General features: G+C 72.2%; 17 protein-coding genes. 7 read left to right on the forward strand and 10 right to left on the reverse strand.

Translation table 11 applies throughout. The features are described 5' to 3' along the window. The first annotated feature begins 29 nt into the window (after positions 1 to 29). From AW271_RS03455 to AW271_RS03465, 3 genes are read left to right on the forward strand one after another with little or no spacing between them, the layout of a single operon-like run. Positions 30 to 2,378: a PEP/pyruvate-binding domain-containing protein gene (locus tag AW271_RS03455; protein WP_062331535.1), complete on the forward strand. Its 2,349-nt coding sequence runs from the start codon at positions 30 to 32 to the stop codon at positions 2,376 to 2,378. Between the two features lie 14 nt (positions 2,379 to 2,392). Next, on the forward strand, positions 2,393 to 2,770 hold the full coding sequence (locus AW271_RS03460) for a YchJ family protein (RefSeq protein ID WP_062331538.1): 378 nt from the start codon (positions 2,393 to 2,395) through the stop codon (positions 2,768 to 2,770). Next, positions 2,754 to 3,833, forward strand: coding sequence for a methyltransferase (locus AW271_RS03465; RefSeq protein WP_062331542.1), 1,080 nt, complete (start codon positions 2,754 to 2,756; stop codon positions 3,831 to 3,833). Before AW271_RS03460 ends, AW271_RS03465 begins: the two co-directional genes overlap by 17 nt. On the opposite strand, the gene AW271_RS03470 is transcribed toward AW271_RS03465, so the two are convergent. Further along, the gene (locus AW271_RS03470) at positions 3,814 to 4,869 is read right to left on the reverse strand and encodes a class I SAM-dependent methyltransferase (RefSeq protein ID WP_169806272.1); all 1,056 of its coding nucleotides are present in this window, start codon (positions 4,867 to 4,869) and stop codon (positions 3,814 to 3,816) included. The genes AW271_RS03465 and AW271_RS03470 overlap by 20 nt on opposite strands. A 138-nt stretch (positions 4,870 to 5,007) precedes the next feature. Between AW271_RS03470 and AW271_RS03475 the strand changes: the two genes are divergently transcribed. After that, a complete protein-coding gene (locus AW271_RS03475; protein ID WP_062331549.1) occupies positions 5,008 to 5,811 on the forward strand; it encodes an alpha/beta fold hydrolase in 804 nt (267 codons plus the stop codon). On the opposite strand, the gene AW271_RS03480 is transcribed toward AW271_RS03475, so the two are convergent. The 7 genes from AW271_RS03480 to AW271_RS03510 all read right to left on the reverse strand — a co-directional run bounded on the left by AW271_RS03480 (position 5,798) and on the right by AW271_RS03510 (position 13,215). Continuing rightward, on the reverse strand, positions 5,798 to 6,280 hold the full coding sequence (locus tag AW271_RS03480) for a nucleoside deaminase (protein WP_062331552.1): 483 nt from the start codon (positions 6,278 to 6,280) through the stop codon (positions 5,798 to 5,800). The two genes, AW271_RS03475 and AW271_RS03480, sit on opposite strands and share 14 nt — an antisense overlap. A gap of 2 nt (positions 6,281 to 6,282) precedes the next feature. Beyond that, positions 6,283 to 7,107 (reverse strand): carbohydrate ABC transporter permease, encoded by an 825-nt coding sequence (locus AW271_RS03485; protein ID WP_218007928.1) that lies wholly within the window; start codon positions 7,105 to 7,107, stop codon positions 6,283 to 6,285. Then, positions 7,104 to 8,027 carry a carbohydrate ABC transporter permease gene (locus AW271_RS03490; protein ID WP_062331555.1) on the reverse strand — a complete coding sequence of 308 codons (924 nt, stop codon included), beginning with the start codon at positions 8,025 to 8,027 and terminating at the stop codon, positions 7,104 to 7,106. The genes AW271_RS03485 and AW271_RS03490 overlap by 4 nt, the downstream gene beginning before the upstream one ends. After that, positions 8,009 to 9,394, reverse strand: coding sequence for an ABC transporter substrate-binding protein (locus AW271_RS03495; RefSeq protein ID WP_062331557.1), 1,386 nt, complete (start codon positions 9,392 to 9,394; stop codon positions 8,009 to 8,011). The genes AW271_RS03490 and AW271_RS03495 overlap by 19 nt, the downstream gene beginning before the upstream one ends. A gap of 86 nt (positions 9,395 to 9,480) precedes the next feature. Next, a complete protein-coding gene (locus AW271_RS03500; RefSeq protein WP_062331560.1) occupies positions 9,481 to 11,022 on the reverse strand; it encodes a substrate-binding domain-containing protein in 1,542 nt (513 codons plus the stop codon). A 46-nt stretch (positions 11,023 to 11,068) separates the two neighbouring features. Next, complete coding sequence (locus AW271_RS03505; RefSeq protein WP_062331563.1) at positions 11,069 to 12,364, reverse strand: enolase C-terminal domain-like protein; 1,296 nt, start codon at positions 12,362 to 12,364, stop codon at positions 11,069 to 11,071. Continuing rightward, entirely contained in the window at positions 12,364 to 13,215 is an 852-nt protein-coding gene (locus AW271_RS03510; RefSeq protein ID WP_062331566.1) for an NAD-dependent epimerase/dehydratase family protein, read from the reverse strand. Before AW271_RS03510 ends, AW271_RS03505 begins: the two co-directional genes overlap by 1 nt. Positions 13,216 to 13,350: 135 nt before the next feature. Between AW271_RS03510 and AW271_RS03515 the strand changes: the two genes are divergently transcribed. After that, positions 13,351 to 13,692: a hypothetical protein gene (locus AW271_RS03515; RefSeq protein WP_062331569.1), complete on the forward strand. Its 342-nt coding sequence runs from the start codon at positions 13,351 to 13,353 to the stop codon at positions 13,690 to 13,692. Between the two features lie 100 nt (positions 13,693 to 13,792). On the opposite strand, the gene AW271_RS03520 is transcribed toward AW271_RS03515, so the two are convergent. Both AW271_RS03520 and AW271_RS03525 read right to left on the reverse strand, forming a co-directional pair. After that, positions 13,793 to 14,362 carry a hypothetical protein gene (locus AW271_RS03520; RefSeq protein ID WP_062331571.1) on the reverse strand — a complete coding sequence of 190 codons (570 nt, stop codon included), beginning with the start codon at positions 14,360 to 14,362 and terminating at the stop codon, positions 13,793 to 13,795. 8 nt (positions 14,363 to 14,370) lie between these two features. Continuing rightward, a complete protein-coding gene (locus tag AW271_RS03525) occupies positions 14,371 to 14,910 on the reverse strand; it encodes an RNA 2'-phosphotransferase (RefSeq protein WP_062331573.1) in 540 nt (179 codons plus the stop codon). Between the two features lie 105 nt (positions 14,911 to 15,015). Here AW271_RS03525 and AW271_RS03530 point away from each other — a divergent pair, with 105 nt between their 5' ends. Together AW271_RS03530 and AW271_RS03535 are read left to right on the forward strand one after the other, a co-directional pair. Continuing rightward, complete coding sequence (locus AW271_RS03530; RefSeq protein WP_062331576.1) at positions 15,016 to 16,338, forward strand: glycosyl hydrolase; 1,323 nt, start codon at positions 15,016 to 15,018, stop codon at positions 16,336 to 16,338. A gap of 93 nt (positions 16,339 to 16,431) precedes the next feature. Then, on the forward strand, positions 16,432 to 17,211 hold the full coding sequence (locus AW271_RS03535) for a hypothetical protein (RefSeq protein WP_157553875.1): 780 nt from the start codon (positions 16,432 to 16,434) through the stop codon (positions 17,209 to 17,211). Positions 17,212 to 17,214 lie beyond the last annotated feature (3 nt).

The following is a 17,214-nucleotide window of genomic DNA, read 5'->3' on the forward strand; positions in this document are numbered from 1 at the left end:
TATGTCCGAGTTTCCGGCATCATCCCGGAATGAGCACGTACACCCTGCCCTTGACCAGCGACTCCGCCGACGCCGGCACCGCCGGGGGGAAAGGCGCGTCGCTCGCCCGGCTCGCGTCGGCGGGGCTGCCGGTGCCGGGAGGGTTCCACGTCACCACCGCCGCCCGCGAGGCCGGGATGAACCGCGAGGTGACCGCCGAGATCACGGCGGCCTACCGGGCGATGGGCGACGACGTGCCGGTCGCGGTGCGGTCGTCGGCCACCGCCGAAGACCGGCCCGACGTGTCGTTCGCGGGGCAGCACGACACCTACCTCGGGGTCCGGGGGGCCGCGGCGGTGATCGACGCGGTGGAGCGGTGCTGGGGCTCGCTCGACAACGACCGCGCGCGGGCCTACCGCGAACGGGCGGGCATCCAGCGGCCGGGCATGGCGGTGGTCGTCCAGGAGCTCGTGGACGCCTCGGTGTCCGGGGTGCTGTTCACCGAGCTCGACGGGAAGCTGGTGATCAACGCGGCCTGGGGGCTGGGGGAGACCGTCGTGGGCGGCACGGTCACGCCCGACGTCTACGCCGTCGACCGCGACGGCCACATCGAGGAGACGATCTCCGACAAGACCGTCATGGCGGGCACGTCGGGGCTCGTGCCGGTGCCCGGCGACCTGCGGTCGGTGCCCACGCTGACGCGCGAGCAGGTGATGGCGCTGACCGGGCTCGGGCGGCGCATCGAGATCCTGTACGGGATGCCGATGGACGTCGAATGGGGCATCGCCGAGGCGAAGCCGTACATCCTGCAGGCCCGGCCGATCACCGGGCGGCGGGAGGTGTGGAACGACTCCCTGCGCGGCGACTACCTGTGGAGCAACGGCAACCTCGGGGAGGCCATCCCGAGCGTGATGACCCCGGTGACCTGGTCGGTCATCCAGCGGTTCATGGCCGACGCGATGATCGCCGGGTCGTTCGCCGGGCACCCGATGTGCGGCAACATCGGCGGGCGCTTCTACCTGAACCTGTCGGTCCTGCTCACGATCGGCGACTCGCTCGGCCTCAACCGGGTGATCAGGGACGGCCTGCGGCCGGTCTTCGGCCGGCTGCCCGACGACGCCGAGGTGCCGCTGCTCCGGCTGACGAAGCGGCAGCTGGCGCGGGCGGTGGTCCCGCTGCTGCGCGGCCGGCTGGCCCTCGTCCCCTACGCCCGGCGGCTCGACCGCATGTTGCCGAGGGTCCGGCGCCGGGCCGACGACCTGCGCACCCTGATCGCGGTCAGCAACGACCTGACCGGCCTGTGGCGGGGCGCGGTCGAGCCCTACTTCCGCGAGTGCAACCGCCTGCTGGCCGCCGCCGGACGGCAGGACGCCGGCAGCCTGGTCTTCCTGCGCAACCGCCTGGAGGACCTCGTCGGCGCGGCCGACGCCAACGCGCTGACCAGCGGCTTCGGCGCCCACCTGGAGAGCATGGGGCCCCTGCTCGGCCTCGGCGAGGTGAAACGCGGGCGGTTGTCGAGGGAGGAGTACGCCCACCGCTGGGGGCACCGCTGCCCCGACGAGCTGGAGCTGTCGGCCGCCCGGCCGGGCGAGGACCCCGAGTGGCTCGACCGCGAGCTCGACGGCCTCTCGGCGGACCCGATCGACCTGCTGAACCGGCAGGAGGGGGCGTCGCGGGCGGCGTGGCGGCGGTTCAAGGAGCACGACCCGCGCAACGCCTACCGCTACTGGGGCCGGATCCGGCGGTGGAGCGAGATCGTCCAGGCCCGCGAGGAGGCGCGGTCGGAGGCGGTCCGGGCCTTCTGGGTGCTGCGCGACTGGGTGCGCCGGGCCGGGTCGGTCACCGGGATCGGCGAGGACGTCTTCTTCCTGCGCGTCGGCGAGATCCTGCGGCTGCTCCGGGGCGACCGGGGCGTGCTCGGCCTGATCGACGCGCGGCGCGCGGCCTACCACCACTACCGGGCGCTGCCGCCCTACCCGGGGGTGATCCGGGGCGCGTTCGACCCCGAACGGTGGGCGGCCGACCCCGACCGGCGGTCCGACTACGCCGGCGAGACGACGGAGGCCGCCCCCCGGAGTGGGGCGATCAGCGGTTTCCCCGGCGCGGCCGGGGTGGTCGAGGGCATCGCCCGCGTGATCCCGTCGATGACCGAGGCGGAGCACCTGGCCGCCGGGGAGATCCTGGTGACGAACGTGACCAACGTCGGCTGGACCCCGCTGTTCCCCCGCGCCGCCGCCGTGGTCACCGACGTCGGCGCGCCCCTGTCGCACGCCGCGATCGTCGCCCGCGAGCTGGGCATCCCCGCCGTGGTCGGCACCGGCGACGCGACCAGCCGCATCCGCGACGGGGCCCGCGTCCGGGTCGACGGGTCGGCCGGGACGGTCGAGGTGCTGGACTAGGGAAGAATGGCCGGGTGGTCGAGACGGGTTGTCCTTGCGGTTCGGGCAAGGGATATCGGGAGTGTTGCGGGCGGTTCCACGCCGGTGCGGCGGCGGCGCCGACCGCCGAGGCGCTGATGCGGTCGCGGTTCTCCGCCTACGCCAAGGGCGACGCCTCCTACCTGCTGGTCACCTGGGCGGCCGCCACCCGGCCGATCAGGCTCGACCTCGACCGGAAGACCCGCTGGACCGGTCTGGAGATCCTCGAGACGACGGGCGGCTCGCCGGTCCACACCGAGGGCACCGTCCGGTTCCGCGCCCACTACACCGAGCGCGGGCGCCCCGGTGTGCTGGAGGAGCACAGCACGTTCGCCCGGGAAGACGGCCGCTGGGTCTATGTCGCCGCTCTCTGACCTCGGCCTGCGCCGGTTCCCCGACGACCCGCGCGACCCGTTCCGGGCCTGGGACGCCGCCGACGAGTACCTCCTCGGCGAGCTCGGCGAACCCCACGGCACGGTCGTCGTGTTCGGCGACCGCTGGGGCGCGCTGGTCACCGCGCTCGCGGCGCACCGGCCCGTCCAGATCACCGACTCCTACCTGACCCAGCAGGCCACCCGGGCCAACCTGGCCCGGCTCGGCCTGCCCGAGGCCACGCTGCTGTCGACCCACGACGCCCCGCCGCCCCGCGTCGACACGCTGCTGGTGCGCATCCCCAAGAGCCTCGCCCTGCTCGAAGACCAGCTGATCCGGCTCGCGCCGGCGGTCCACGAGGGCACCCGCATCCTCGGCGCGGGCATGGTCAAGGAGATCCACACCTCCACGCTGGCCCTGTTCGAGAAGATCCTCGGCCCCACCCGCACCTCCCTCGCGGTGAAGAAGGCCCGGCTGATCTTCACCGAGCCGCGCCCGACGCCGGTCGCGAGCCGGTTCCCGGTGACGTACCGTCACGAGGGCCTCGACCTGGTCAACCACGCCGGGGTGTTCTGCGCCGACCGGCTCGACGTCGGCACCCGGTTCTTCCTGAAGCACCTGCCCGCGACCGTCAAGGGGGAGCGGGTCGTCGACCTCGGCTGCGGCAACGGGATCGTCGGGGCGTTCGTGCTGCGCGACAACCCCGACGCCGAGGTGCTGTTCGTCGACGAGTCCTACGCGGCCGTCGCCTCGGCCCGCGCCAACGTGCCGGGCCCGGCGGAGTTCCGGGTCGCCGACGGGCTGGCCGGCGCCGAGCCCGGGTCGGCCGACCTGGTGTTGTGCAACCCGCCGTTCCACGCGCACCAGGCCGTCACCGACGCGACGGCGTGGCGCATGTTCACCCAGGCCAAGCAGGCCCTGCGGCCCGGCGGCGAGTTGCGGATCGTCGGCAACCGGCACCTCGGCTACCACGTCAAGCTGAAGCGCCTGTTCGGCAACGCCGCTCTGGTCGCCGGCGATCCGAAGTTCGTCGTGCTGAGCGCGGTCAGGCGCGGGCCTCGATGACCAGGTTGAAGTCGGTCGTCAGGGCGGTGCGCACCCGGCCGAAGCCGGCCTCGCGCAGCAGCGCCTCGATGCGCGCGGGGCCCGACTGGTTGCCCAGCCCCAGCCTGGCGCCCTCCGACAGGCCGTGCGGCAGGCAGAGCATGACCGACGACCCCGCGTAGATCGCCGCGATCGGGTTGCCGATCGTGTCCTCCAGGCGGTCGGCCGAGAAGGGCTCGACGACCAGGACGGTGCCGCCCTCGGCCAGCGCCGCGCGGGCCCGGGACGCCGCCGTCACCGGGTCGCCCATGTCGTGGAGGGCGTCGAAGAAGCAGATCAGGTCCCATTCGCCGTACTGCTCCTCGCCCGAGTCGGCGACGTGGAAGTGCACCCGGGCGTCGACCCCGGCGTCCTTGGCGGCCAGGCGGGCCGCCTCGATCGACGGCTCGTGGGTGTCGACGCCCTCGAAACGGGAGTTCGGGTAGGCCTCGGCCATCAGGATCGACGACGTGCCCATGCCGCAGCCGACGTCGAGCACGCGCGCCCCGGCGGCCAGCCGCTCGGTGACGCCGTCGAGGGCGGGCAGCCAGTGGTCGATCAGGCTGAACCGGTAGAGCGGGGCGAAGAACCGCGAGACGCCGTCGAAGAGGTTGTCGTCGTGGCGGTCCCAGGCGAATCCCTCGCCGGTGCGGAACGCCTCGGCCAGATGGTCGGCGGCCTTCCACGAGGCGGCCTGAATTTGCGAGGCCGAGGCGCGGGCGGCGATCGTGAGATCGTCGGCCAGCACCAGGGCGTGCTCGTCGGGCAGGGTGAACGTGCCCGCCTCGGGGTCGTAGCCGACGTGCTCGGCGACGGCCTGCACCCGCAGCCACTCGCGCACGTACCGCTCGGACAGGCCCGTGCGGGCGGCCAGGTCGGCGCTGGTGAGCGGGCCGGCGCCGGCCATGGCGCGGAAGAGGCCGAGCCGGTCGCCGAGGTGCGTCTGGAGGGTGAGGCCGGAGCCGAGGGCCTCCAGGGTGATCTTCATCGCGAAGTCTTCGATTTTCTTGGTGTCCATGTCGTACACCCTGCCCATTTCGCATTTCACCGCCCTTTCACCGTTCTGTCGCGGGTCATGAAAGGGTGAAATCTCGGACATTAGTATTGACGCCATTTCGGTGGGTAATGTGCATATTCCGGAACGGGGGATTTCGACATGCCGTACATCACCGCGAACGACGGGGTCAGGATCTTCTACAAGGACTGGGGGACCGGGCAGCCCGTCGTCTTCAGCCACGGCTGGCCGCTCACCGCCGACGTCTGGGACGGCCAGCTGCGCCTCGTCGCCGAGCACGGCTTCCGGGGGCTGGCCCACGACCGGCGCGGCGGCGGGCGGTCCGACCAGCCGTGGAACGGCAACGACATGGACACCTACGCCGACGACCTGGCCGCCCTGCTCGACACGCTCGACCTGCGCGACGTCGTCCTCGTCGGCCACTCGACCGGCGGCGGCGAGGTCACCCGCTACATCGGCCGCCACGGCACCGCCCGGGTCGACAAGGTGGTGCTGGTGAGCGCGGTCCCGCCGCACATGGCCGCCTCGATGCCGATCGAGGTCTTCGACGAGATCCGCGACGGCGTGGCGGGCGACCGGTCCCAGTACTACAGGGAGCTCGCGCTGCCCTTCTACGGCTTCAACCGGCCCGACGCCGAGATCAGCCAGGGCGCGATCGACGCGTTCTGGATGTGGAGCATGCAGGTCGGGGTCAAGAGCGCCTTCGAGTGCGTACGGGCGTTCTCGGAGACCGACTTCACCGAGGACCTGGGCCGGATCGACGTGCCGGTCCTGGTCGCCCACGGCGACGACGACCAGATCGTGCCGTTCGAGGCCTCAGCCCCGAAGACGGCCCGGCTGATCCCCGACGCCACCCTGCAGATCTACCCGGGGGCGCCCCACGGGATCAGGGGCGCGTACGAGAAGGCGTTCGACGCCGATCTGCTGACGTTCATCTCGAAGTAGCGACGCGGTGGTGCAGGGCCTTCATCTCGGCCTCCAGCGCGGGGATCGGGCCCTCGACGATCACGCCGGGCGCGACCTCCTGGATCGGGAGGGGGCGCACCGGCGCCGACGGCGCGCCCCACCCGTCGCGCCACTCGGACAGCTGAGCGGCCGAGACGACGTACACGATGCGGCCCAGGCCCACCCACGCGTGGGCGGCCGAGCACATCGGGCAGTGTTCGCCGGAGGTGTAGACGGTCGCGCCCGCCCGCTGCTCCGGCGTCAGGTTGTTCGCGGCCCAGCGGGCCAGGTCGAACTCGGGGTGGCGGGTCTGGTCGCCGGCGGCGGTCCGGTTGTGGTCTTCGGCCAGGACGGTCCCGTCGGCCGAGGCCAGCACCGAGCCGAACGGCTCCTCGCCCGCCTCGAACGCCTCGTGGGCCAGCTCGACGCAGCGCCGCAGATGCCGCAGGTCCGTCTCGGAAACCGCCATCGTCACCCTTTCACCGCACCGACCAGCCCGTTGACGAAGTAGCGCTGCAGGAACGCGAACAGCGCGATCACCGGCAGCACCATGATCAATGATGCCGCCAGCACCTCGTTGTAGCGGACGACGGTACCGGAAATCAGGGACTCCAGCCCGAGGGGCAACGTGTAGAGCGACTTGTCGTTCAGGGAGACCCGGCTCAGCACGTACTCGTTCCACGTCGGGACCGCCGTCAGCACCGCGATCGTGATGTGCGCGGGCCGGGTCAGCGGCAGGTAGACGCGCAGGTAGATGCGCGCCTCGCCGGCGCCGTCGGCCCGCGCGGCCTCGCGCAGCTCCTTCGGCACGCTCCGGTACGCCGCCGTCAGCAGCAGCACCGTCAGGGGGGCCGTGCCGTTGACGAAGGGCAGCACCAGCCCCATGTGGGTGCCGAGCAGGCCCAGCCGGTTCTCCAGGATCACCACCGGCAGCAGCACCGTGATCCCCGGCACGAACAGCAGCGCCACGAACAACCAGTAGAGCGTCTTGGCGCCCGGGAACCGGAGCACCGCGAACGCGTAGGACGCCAGGCTGTAGACCACCAGGACGCCCAGCACCGTCAGGCCGGTCACGATCAGGCTGTTGCGGAAGTAGTCGACGAACGCCAGCTGGTTCCACGTGGTCACGAGCGTGTCGAAGGTCGGCTCGCGCGGGATCAGGTGGCCGCCGTCGAGGATCTCCTCCCGGGTCTTGAACGCCCCCGACACCATCCACAGGAACGGATAGAGGCTCAGCGCGGCGTAGCCGATCAGCGCCGCGTAGGCGGCGGTCTTCGCGATGCGGGCGGCGGTCACCGCACCCTCCTCAGCAGCCGGGCGTTGGCCAGCGTCAGCAGCACGGCCGCCACGAACAACAACCAGCCGAGCGCGCTCGACAGGCCGAGCGTCGGCGCCAGCCCCTTGAAGAAGGCCAGCTCGTAGGTCTCCAGGGCGAGCACGTTGGTGTGCCCGCCGGGCCCGCCGTTGGTCATGATCAGGAAGATCTGGAACCCGTGCAGCGAGTCGCGCACGCCCAGCAGCACGATCCCGGCCGTCATCGGCGTCAGCAGCGGCACGATGATGCGCCGCAGCACCTGGCGCGGGGCCGCGCCGTCGATGCGGGCGGCCTCGACCATGCTCGGGTCGATCGCCTGGAGCCCGGTCAGGTAGAGCAGCGTCGCGGTCGGCACCGACGACCAGACCAGGATCAGGATCAGCGTCCAGAGCGCCGTCGACGGGTTGGCCAGCCAGCCCTGGGGTTGCGCCAGCGAGCCGAGGCCGACCGAGCGCAGCATCAGGTTGATCGAGCCCTCGGGTTCGAGCAGGTAGCGCCAGGCGTAGTAGGTGGCGATGCCGGTGGTGACGTACGGGAGGAAGTAGACCGAGCGCAGCAGCCCCCGCAGGCGGCGCACGGAGTTGAGCATGACCGCCAGCGGCAGCGAGATCAGCACGGTCAGCAGCGGCACCGCCAGGCACACCTGGAGGGTGTTCCAGGCGGCCCGGCGCACCCCCGGGGCCAGCGACGGGTCGGCCCACAGCAGGTCGGCGTAGTTCTCCAGGCCCACCCAGATCCACTCGGGGGTGAAGCCGTTCCACGACGCGAAGCTGAGCGCCAGGCCGCTGCCGATCGTGTAGACGCCCATCAGGGCGAAGAGGGCCACGGCCGGGAACACGAACGCCCAGCCGGTGACCCACTCCCTCCACCGGGTCGGCCTGGTTATTCGGCGGACTTCCACATTGCTCCGAAGATCGCGTCGAGCTCCTTGCCGGCCTGCGCCGGGCCGAGCTCCTTCAGCGGCGTCAGGCGGACGAACGCGTCACCCGGTTTGACCTGGTCGTAGCCGCCGGGGAAGAACGTCGTGTCGCCCGCGTCGTAGGTGCTCGCCGGGTCGCCGGTGAAGTACTTCTGCAGCGCGGCCAGCTCGGGCCCCATCAGCGTGGTGGCCTCGGCGCCCAGGTCGGTGGCCGGGAGGTCGAGCGACTCCTTGGCCACGATGCCCGCCCCGGCCGGCGAGGTGACGTAGTCGATCCACTTCAGCGCCGCGGCCCGGTTCTTGGACGTCGAGGTCACACCGAGGGAGGTCAGGGCCAACGGGGCCATCACGATGTCCTTGTGCGCCCCGGACGCCGACGGCGGGATCGGGAAGGTGAGCACCTTGTCGGGCGACATGCCGTTCTGGGCCAGGAACGCGAGGGTGAAGGTGCCGCCGACGTTGTAGGCCGACTTGCCCTGGGCGAACGCGATGTCGGCCTCGTCGATCCCGAGGGTCGTCGCGCCGGGCATCCAGTAGGGGGTGAGCTGCGCGAAGAGGTCGAGGGTCTTGACCCCGTCGGGCGAGCCGAACCCGGCCGTCGTGTCCTTGGCGAACAGCCCCTGGAACTTCTCCTTGCCCAGGTAGGCGTGGGCGAGCGGCTGGTAGATCCAGTTGAAGCCGACCTGGCTGACCTTCAGGCCGAGCGACAGGCCGCCCGCCTGCGGGTCCTTCTCCGTGGACGTCTTCAGCGCCGCCACGAACTCCTCCCAGCTGGCCGGGGGAGTGTCGGGGCTGAGCCCGGCCGCCTGGAGCTTCTCCTTGTTGGCGTAGACGATGCCGAACGCGCCGGCCGTGAACGGGACGGCGTACATCGACCCGGCCTTGGCCTGCTTGAACGGCGAGTCGGCCGCCGCGCGGTCGATCCGGCCCTGGTCGAGCACGCCCGCGTTCTGCGTGGACGGCAGGAACCGGCCCTTCCAGGCGTCGTTCACGTCGCCGCTGATGTCGGCGAGCAGGCCGGACGCGCCGAGCTCCAGGTCCTCGCCCGCGGCGTGGGCCTCCAGCACGTCGGGCAGGTCGCCCGTCTGGGCGGCGCTCTGGATCTTGCTCTTGAAGACGTCGTCGGGCGTGACGGCCTCGACCTGCACGCCGATGCCGGTCTGCGCGGTGAACTGCTCGGCGGCCTTCTGGAGTGCGGCCGCGTGGGACTGCTTGAAGGTCCACATCGTTATCGACTGTCCGGACGCGGCCGGTTCGCCGGTCTGCCCGCCGGTCTGCCCGCCGCCTGACGAACAACCGGCGGCCACCAAGGTGGCGACGGCGGCCAGGGACAGGATTCGCGCTTTCATAGATGCCATGTCGGCCCCCTGGGGGTGGGACGCAAATCGTTAAGACTGTCCCTGGAATTTACACGCGGGAAATCCTCTGTCAAGGGTCAGGCCGACTGGCGGCGGACCAGCCGGGCCGGGATGATCGTCTCGGTCGAGCTCTCGGCGACCGTGCCCGACAGGCGGGCGAGCAGGCGTTCGCCGCAGGCCCGGCCGATCTCGCGGGCCGGGTTGGCCATCGTGGTCAGCCGGGGCGAGACCAGGCTCGCGGCCTCGATGTCGTCGAAGCCCATCACCGCCAGGTCGCCGGGGATGCGCAGGCCGCGGGCCAGCGCGGCGTCGATCGCGCCCAGCGCCATGATGTCGTTGGCGCACAACACGGCGTCGGGCGGGTCGGGCAGGCCGAGCAGCCACGACGTGCCGCCCGCGCCGCCCGAGCGGCTGAAGCTGGTGTGCACGACCAGCCGGGGGTCGGCCTCGATCCCGGCCGAGGCCAGGGCCAGCCGGTAGCCGGAGACACGCTCGGCGGCGGGGCCCTCGGCGCGCGGGCCGCAGACGAAGCCGATACGCCGGTAGCCGGTCTCCAGCAGGTAGCGGGTCGCCTCGGCCGCGCCGCCCTCGTCGTCGCTGTGCACCAGGTCGACCCCGTCCTGCACCTGCACGCCGCCCAGCCGGACCACCGGCAGCCCGGCCTCGATCACCGGCAGCAGGTCTTCGGCGTGGGTGTGGAAGACGGCGAACGCCAGGCCGTCGACCTGCCGGGCGATCATCTGCTCGATCGCGGCACGTTCCATGTCGCGGTCGCCGTCGGTGTTGCTGATGATCTCGTCGTAGCCGGCCGGGCGCAGCACGTCCTGCAGCCCCCGGGCCAGCGCCGGGTAGAACGGGTTGGTGATGTCGGGGATGACCAGCCCGATCGTCTGGCTGCGGTTGGTGCGCAGCCCCCGGGCCAGCACGTTGGGCCGGTAGCCGAGCCGGTCGATCGCCTCGAGCACCCGCCGCCGGGTCTCGGCCGCGACCGGGCGGCGGCCGTTGAGCGTGTGGGACACCGTGGTCGCGCTGACCCCGGCCGCCTGCGCGACCAGCAGGATGCTCGGCCGCCGGGCGTCGGCGCGCGGAGCGGGGGCGCGGCGCACCGGCGGCGCGGCGAAGGAGGCCAGCGCCTCTTTCAGCTCGTCGCGGGCCTGCTCGGCGGCGGTGGGCGCGGGCGTGCCGTCGGCCACCCGCAGGATCGCCGACTCCCACACCCGCCGGGCCGCCGCCGCGACCAGCGCGCCGGTCACCCCGGCGCCGAGCTCCTCCTCACGCGCCGCGAACGCTTCGCGGGCGTGCGCCCGCAGGCCGGCGTCGTCGCGGTAGACCCGCGCCCGCTCCGGGTCGAGCACGCCGGTCGCGGCCACCCACCCGGCCACGACCTGCGGCACCGGCTCGGAGGGCAGCGGCCCGCGCGGCAGCAGCGGCGGGTCGGCGTCGAAGAACAGCTGCTCCTTGGCCGGGAAGTAGTTGAACACCGTCTTGACCGCGACGTCGGCCTCGGCGGCGACGTCGGCGACCGTGACGGCCGCGAACCCGCGTTCGGCGAACAGCCGCAGGGCGGCCCCGGTGATCGCCCGGCGCGTCTCGGCCTTCTTCCGCTCCCGCCGATCCATGGAGGGATCGTATATCCACACGCACCTTGCACCCGATGTAACTTCGTCACGGGGGTTCAACACCCCCGTCGGGGCGGCGGACGCGGGCCGACCAGCGCTCGTGGAGGTGCGTCACCGGCGGGTGCTTGGCGGCGGCGCGTTCGTCGAGGTCGACGCCCCAGCCCGGGGCGTCGTGGGGGAACAGGTAGCCGCCGACAGGGTTGATCGTGCCCGGGAAGACCTCGACGACCGGATCGGGGTAGACGTGGCCCTCCTGGATCTGGAACGCGTGGGTGGTGACGTCGAGCGCGATGTTGGCCGCCGAGCCGACGGGCGAGACGTCGGCGGGGGAGTGCCAGGCCGTGCCGACCCCGTTCAGCTCGCACAGCGCGACCAGTTTCCTGACCGGGGTGAGCCCGCCGACGGCCGAGACGTGCAGCCGGAGCAGGTCGACCCCGCCGTTCATGACCAGCCGGGCCGCGTCGGCGACCGAACCGAGTTGCTCCCCGGCCGCGATCGGCATCGGCGCGGCTACCCTGACCTCCGGGAGGCGGTCGTAGTACTCGGGCGCGATGGGGTCTTCGAGGAAGAACAGCCGGTACGGTTCGAGCGCCCGCGCCAGCTGCACCGCCTGCTTCACGGTGAGCCGCGAGTGGACGTCGTGCAGCAGCCCCGGCTCGTCGCCCAGCTCGTGGCGGGCCCGCTCGAAGAGTCTCGGGGTCTCCCGGAGGTAGCGCTGGACGTCCCAGCCGTCGGGGTAGGGCGCGTCCGGGTAGCCGTTGGGGGAGCCCGGCGCGCCGTAGTGGCCGAGGCCGGGCGCGCCGGTCTGCAGCCGGACGTTGCGGTAACCCGCGTCGAGGAGCCGGCGGGCGTGGTCGAGGGTGGCCTCGACGGTCGCGCCCTCGGCGTGGAGATAGGTGTCGGCGGCGGCCCTGACCCGCCCCCCGAGGAGCTCGTAGACGGGCATGCCGGCGCGTTTGCCCATGATGTCCCACAGGGCCTGGTCGACGCCCGAGAGCGCGCTGTTCAGCACCGGCCCGCCCCGCCAGTACGACGAGTAGTGCACCATCCGGACGATGTCCTCGATGTCGGCCGGATGGCGGCCGACCAGCATGGGGCCCACGTGCTCGTCGACGGCGGCGGCCACGGCGTGGAAGCGCTGGGTGAAGGTGGCGCAGCCCAGGCCGTACAGGCCCGGATCGGAGGTGTCGACCCGCACCACCACCAGCGGCGGCCCGCCGGGCGCGGTCACGATCGACCGGACCCCGGTGATCTTCAGGTTGTCGCGCGGCGGCCAGGGCGCCTGCGTCTCGGGGATCACGCGGCGGGACCGGGCGGAGCGGCGGCCGGCATGGGTCTCCATCAGACCTCCATCGGGAAGAGGTGCCGGGCGCGAAAGCCGAGCAGGGTCTCGGCGACCGTCAGATCGATGGGCGCCTCGCGGCCCTCGAACGGCCTGCGCCGTTCGACGCCGGGGTGGAAACGGTCGAGCAGCTCCTCGGTCGGCTGCGGGGCGAGGGTGTTCGGGGCCGTCACGAACACCGCGTGGTAGCCGGTGAGCGGGGCCGTCACGGCCAGCCAGGCCGCGCGGGCGGCGTCGCGGTCGTCGAGGTAGGTCCACAACTCGGCGGCCCCGGAGCCGGGGTCGTCCGCGTAGCGGGCGGCGGTGGTGTCGAACTTGTCGCCCGGCCCGCCGAGCAGCGGATAGCGCAGCGCCACCACGCCCATGCCGAAGCGCCGGGCCATCATCGCGCCGGTGGCCTCGTCGGCCTGCTTCGACAGCCCGTAGGGGTCCTCGTTCTGGAGCGGGAGCCGCTCGTCGATCGGCAGGTAGGCGGGGTGCAGCGGCTTGGCCGCCCACGGCATCCCGGTCACCGACAGGCTGCTGGCCAGCGCCACCCGGGACACCCCGGCCTGCCCGGCCTCCTCCAGGACCACGAAGGTCGAGCGGGTGTTGCCCGCGTAGACCGCCACCGGCGTGCCGAGCGTCGGCGCGGGGATCGCCGCGAAGTGCAGCACCGCGTCGACCCCGGCCAGCGCCCGCCGGACCGTCGCCGGATCGCCCGCGTCGCCCGCTACGGCCCCCGGCGCGTCGAGGGGTTCCCGATCGAGCGCGGTCGCCTCGACCCCCAGCTCGGCCAGCAGCGCGAGCGTGGCTTTCCCCAACCTGCCGGCGGCCCCCGTGACCAGCACCCGGCGGGGTGTGTCGGCCATTCGATCATCCTCTCGCAAAACGTTTTGCTTTCGAGCAAAACCCAGGGTGTGGGGGATTGTCAACGTACTTCGCCTGGGGATCTTGTAGTCGGTATATCAACCGGGCCCGCAGGCCTACGCTGGTCGCATGGTCGCATGGTCGACTGGGTGAACGCGCTCTGCGACATTCCCCTGGCCGTGGGCGAGGTCCCGGTCGCCGTCCAGATGGCTCCCGCCCGGCCGCACCTGTCCGATCGCGATGCGTTCCTCGCCGCCGTCAGGAGGCGCCTCGACGCCCGGCCGGAGCTGGTCGGGGCCTGGCAGGGCTACTCGTTCGACAAGCGCACCGGGGCCGGCCCCTATCTGGATCTCCGGCCCGGCTCCTGCCGGGTGGGCTTCTACGACGACGGTTTCCACGACGTGACCGTCCACGCCGACGCGGCCGGAGCCTGTGCCGACTTCATCCACCGTGAGGCGGTCTGGGTCTTGGGCAGGTGAAGCCGCACCGGTTTACGCCGACCGCCACCAGAACCGCCTGTGCGAGGCCGGCGGACGTATTCTCGATCTTCGCCGTGGTCGCAGGCCACCGGTTCCGGTGTCAGCAGCCGAGGGAGGCCGTGTTCCGGGGCCGGCCCGAGGCGGGGTCCAGGGTGATGGGGAAGGTGCGGCCGTCGTACACCCGGATCTCGATCGTGTGCGGGCCCGTCCACCTGACCGACTCGAAGCCCTCACCGAGGACGTCGTCGTTGAAGCAGCCGAGGTGCCATTCCCTGGTGAGCAGCCCGTCCTCCCTGCGGAGGCTGAGCCACATCACCTGGTCCGGCCCGAGTCCCGCCATCGACGACTGGAGCCGGATCTGGTAGGGGCCCGGCCCGTCGACGTGACCGGCCTCCTCGGCGGAGGAGAACATGACGGCGATCATCCCCTCGAACAGCGCGGTGACCAGGCCCAGCGCGGCGAGGACGACGACCGCGACTCGCATCCACGGCCGCCGCAGCCGGAAGGCGGCCACCGCCGCCAGGACGCAGGCCAGCGCGCCGAAGGCGTACGGGTGGTTCAGGTACGTCCGCAGGACCACCAGCTCGAAGGTGTGGACGTAGGCCAGCACCGCGAGGCCGCCCATGAGGAGCGCGAGGGCCGGCAGCAGGAGCGAGCGCTTCGATCTCATGACGGCCCCTACGGGAAGCGGATGAAATTCGGGGGCACGTGGGGGACCAGCCACACGCCGTTCGCGCTGACCCGGAACTCGTGGCCCTCGGCGTGCATGCGGCCCGACTCGACGGTCAGCACGATCGGGCGGCCGCGCCGCGCGCCCACCCGGGTGGCCGTCTCGACGTCGGGAGACAGGTGCACGTGGTGCCGCGCCATCTTCACCAGCCCCTCGGCCCTGATCGCGGCCAGCGCCGCCGGGGCGGTCCCGTGGTAGAGCACGGCGGGCGGCTCGACCACGGGCAGGTCGAGGTCGACCTCGATCGAGTGGCCCTGGCTGGCCCGGATGAGGCCGTCGTGGATGACGTACCGCTTCTTGTCGTTGGCCTCGACCACGTGGTCGAGCTCGGCCCGGTCGAAGGGGAAGCCGTGCGCGGCGGCGGCCGCGATCAGGGCCTCGACGGGGGTCCAGCCCTGCTCGTCGAGGACGAGGCCGATACGGCCGGGCTCGTGCCGCAGGTGCTTGGCCAGGTATTTCGAGATGCGCACCATGCGCCGTTCGTCCATGGTCGTCGAGTGTGGCCGGAAAAACCGGCCGCCGTCTTCCCGATTTCTGTTATCCGCAGGTCGTGGCGGGGTCTCCGGTTCAGACATCCCCTACGAAGGACAACCATGACTCAGACGACAGTTCCCCGCCGGCGCGCCGCGCTCGGGGGCGCCCTCGCGGTTGCCCTGAGCGCGTCCCTGATCACCGGCGTCGGGCCCGCGCAGGCCGCCGACACGCTGGTCTCGCAGGGTCGGCCCGCGGTGGCCTCGTCGGTCGAGCGGGGCGACCTGTCCGCGGCCGCGGCCTTCGACGGCAAGACGAGCACCCGCTGGTCCAGCAAGTTCGCCGACCCGCAGTGGATCCGCCTCGACCTGGGCAAGGTCACGCCGATCAGCCGGATCGTGCTCAACTGGGAGCGCGCCTACGCGACCGCCTTCCAGATCCAGACCTCGAACGACGCCGCGACGTGGCGGACCATCCACACCACCACCGCCGGCCGGGGCGGCGTCCAGACGATCGACGCGTCGGCCAGCGCCCGCTACGTGCGCCTGCACGCCACCAAGCGCTCCAGCCAGTACGGCGTCTCCCTCTGGGAGTTCCAGGTCTTCGGCACCGGCGGGACCACCCCCACCACCACGCCGGGCACGACCCCCAAGCCGACCCCCTCGTCGAGCCCCTCGACGACCCCCAGCACGCCCCCGGCCACCGCCAAGGGCAAGAAGGGCATCGCGGTCTGGCAGATCCCCGGCGTCAACGCCGCCGTGGCCAACGCCAAGGCCAGTTGGTACTACACCTGGGCCGTCGACCACGCCAACATCACCACCCCGGCCGACAGCCAGTTCGTCCCGATGATCTGGGGCGCCAACAGCGTCACCGACGCCAACCTGGCCAAGGCCAAGGCGGCCGGCCCCTACCTGCTCGGCTTCAACGAGCCCGACTTCGCCGACCAGGCCAACATGACGGTCGAGAAGGCCCTCGAACTCTGGCCCAGGCTCCAGGACGCCGGCAAGATCCTCGGCGCCCCCGCCGTGGCGTGGGGCGGCGACCGCGCGGGCGGCTGGCTCGACCGCTTCATGACCGGCGCCAAGCAGCGCGGCTACCGCGTCGACTTCATCCCGCTGCACTGGTACGGCGGCGACTTCGTCACCGAGCGCGCCGTCCAGCAGCTCAAGGGCTACCTCCAGGCCGTGTACGACCGCTACAAGAAGCCCATCTGGCTGACCGAGTTCGCCCTGATCGACTTCAGCAACGGCGTGCGCTACCCGACCGAGGCCCAGCAGGCGGCCTTCGTCACGGAGTCGGCCAAGATGCTCCAGTCCCTCCCGTTCGTCGAGCGCTACGCGTGGTTCGGCATCGGCGCGGGCGCGAGCGGCGTCAACAGCGGCCTCTTCCGCGACAACGGCACCCCGACCGCGGTCGGCCGCGCCTTCCAGGCGCTGCCCCGCTAGTCACCGAAACGGCAGGACCGCCATCCCGGGACCCGCACCCCCGGCTTTTCGCCCGGGTCCCGGGATGGCCCTTTTCTTCGGCATAATCCGACGATGCTCCGCTTGTTGATCTCCGTGGCTCTGGTGGCGGCGGCCGTGTCGGCGGACGGGGGCGCGGCGGCCAGGGACCCGTGGCCGCACATGTGGGACGTGTCGGTGTTCCTGTGCGGCGGTCTCGGCGCCGACCACTGGGGGTGCCCGGAAGAGGACCCGACGCCGGCTCAGCTGGCGTCCGCCACCGCCGCGGTCGCCGCCGATCCGAGGGTCACGGAGGCCCGTCTCGCCGACCGGCAGGAGGCGGCCGACGGCTTCAACCGCTCCGACCTGTCGAACGCCCCCGGCGAGAAGGGCTTCTCGACCCTCCTTACCGCCGACGACCTGGCCTTCCAGGTCGAGGCCACAGCGGTCGGCACGGCCGACCCCGACGAACTGACCGAGGATCTCGGCGAGATCCCCGGCGTCACGGTCGTCTACGTCTTCCCGGTCATGTACTGGACCGGCCGGGCCGACGTGCGCGTGCAGATGTGCGGACCCGCGAACGAAGAGGACCTCAGCTGCGCGGGGCGCGGCGCCGCCACGGGCGCCGAGATCGCCGCGGTCGCCGCTCACCTGCGCGCCCTGCCCGGCGAGCCGATCGTCTACGAGGAGACCCCCGCGCACTCCCTGTGGAACTACCTCACCTACCTGCACCGCCTGGGCCCGCGGTGGAAGCTGCCCACCGACGTCGACTTCAGCACCATGTTCTGGGTGGACCTGGACGACACGACGGGGCGGACCGCGCTCCTCTATCGCCTCGTCAAGCTGCCCGGAGTTCGCGAGGTCAGCCCGAACTGACAC

This window comes from Herbidospora sakaeratensis, assembly GCF_001570525.1.
In the GTDB taxonomy this organism is placed as follows: domain Bacteria; phylum Actinomycetota; class Actinomycetes; order Streptosporangiales; family Streptosporangiaceae; genus Herbidospora; species Herbidospora sakaeratensis.

Excerpts from the sequence above, each read along its gene's own strand:
- AW271_RS03530 (WP_062331576.1), top strand. The coding sequence starts at position 15,016 with ATGACTCAGACGACAGTTCCCCGCCGGCGCGCCGCGCTCGGGGGCGCC.
- AW271_RS03535 (WP_157553875.1), top strand. The coding sequence starts at position 16,432 with ATGCTCCGCTTGTTGATCTCCGTGGCTCTGGTGGCGGCGGCCGTGTCG.
- AW271_RS03475 (WP_062331549.1), top strand. The coding sequence starts at position 5,008 with ATGCCGTACATCACCGCGAACGACGGGGTCAGGATCTTCTACAAGGAC.
- AW271_RS03455 (WP_062331535.1), top strand. The coding sequence starts at position 30 with ATGAGCACGTACACCCTGCCCTTGACCAGCGACTCCGCCGACGCCGGC.
- AW271_RS03465 (WP_062331542.1), top strand. The coding sequence starts at position 2,754 with ATGTCGCCGCTCTCTGACCTCGGCCTGCGCCGGTTCCCCGACGACCCG.
- AW271_RS03500 (WP_062331560.1), bottom strand. The coding sequence starts at position 11,022 with ATGGATCGGCGGGAGCGGAAGAAGGCCGAGACGCGCCGGGCGATCACC.
- AW271_RS03510 (WP_062331566.1), bottom strand. The coding sequence starts at position 13,215 with ATGGCCGACACACCCCGCCGGGTGCTGGTCACGGGGGCCGCCGGCAGG.
- AW271_RS03495 (WP_062331557.1), bottom strand. The coding sequence starts at position 9,394 with ATGAAAGCGCGAATCCTGTCCCTGGCCGCCGTCGCCACCTTGGTGGCC.
- AW271_RS03525 (WP_062331573.1), bottom strand. The coding sequence starts at position 14,910 with ATGGACGAACGGCGCATGGTGCGCATCTCGAAATACCTGGCCAAGCAC.
- AW271_RS03480 (WP_062331552.1), bottom strand. The coding sequence starts at position 6,280 with ATGGCGGTTTCCGAGACGGACCTGCGGCATCTGCGGCGCTGCGTCGAG.
- AW271_RS03505 (WP_062331563.1), bottom strand. The coding sequence starts at position 12,364 with ATGGAGACCCATGCCGGCCGCCGCTCCGCCCGGTCCCGCCGCGTGATC.
- AW271_RS03515 (WP_062331569.1), top strand. The coding sequence starts at position 13,351 with ATGGTCGACTGGGTGAACGCGCTCTGCGACATTCCCCTGGCCGTGGGC.
- AW271_RS03470 (WP_169806272.1), bottom strand. The coding sequence starts at position 4,869 with ATGGACACCAAGAAAATCGAAGACTTCGCGATGAAGATCACCCTGGAG.
- AW271_RS03520 (WP_062331571.1), bottom strand. The coding sequence starts at position 14,362 with ATGAGATCGAAGCGCTCGCTCCTGCTGCCGGCCCTCGCGCTCCTCATG.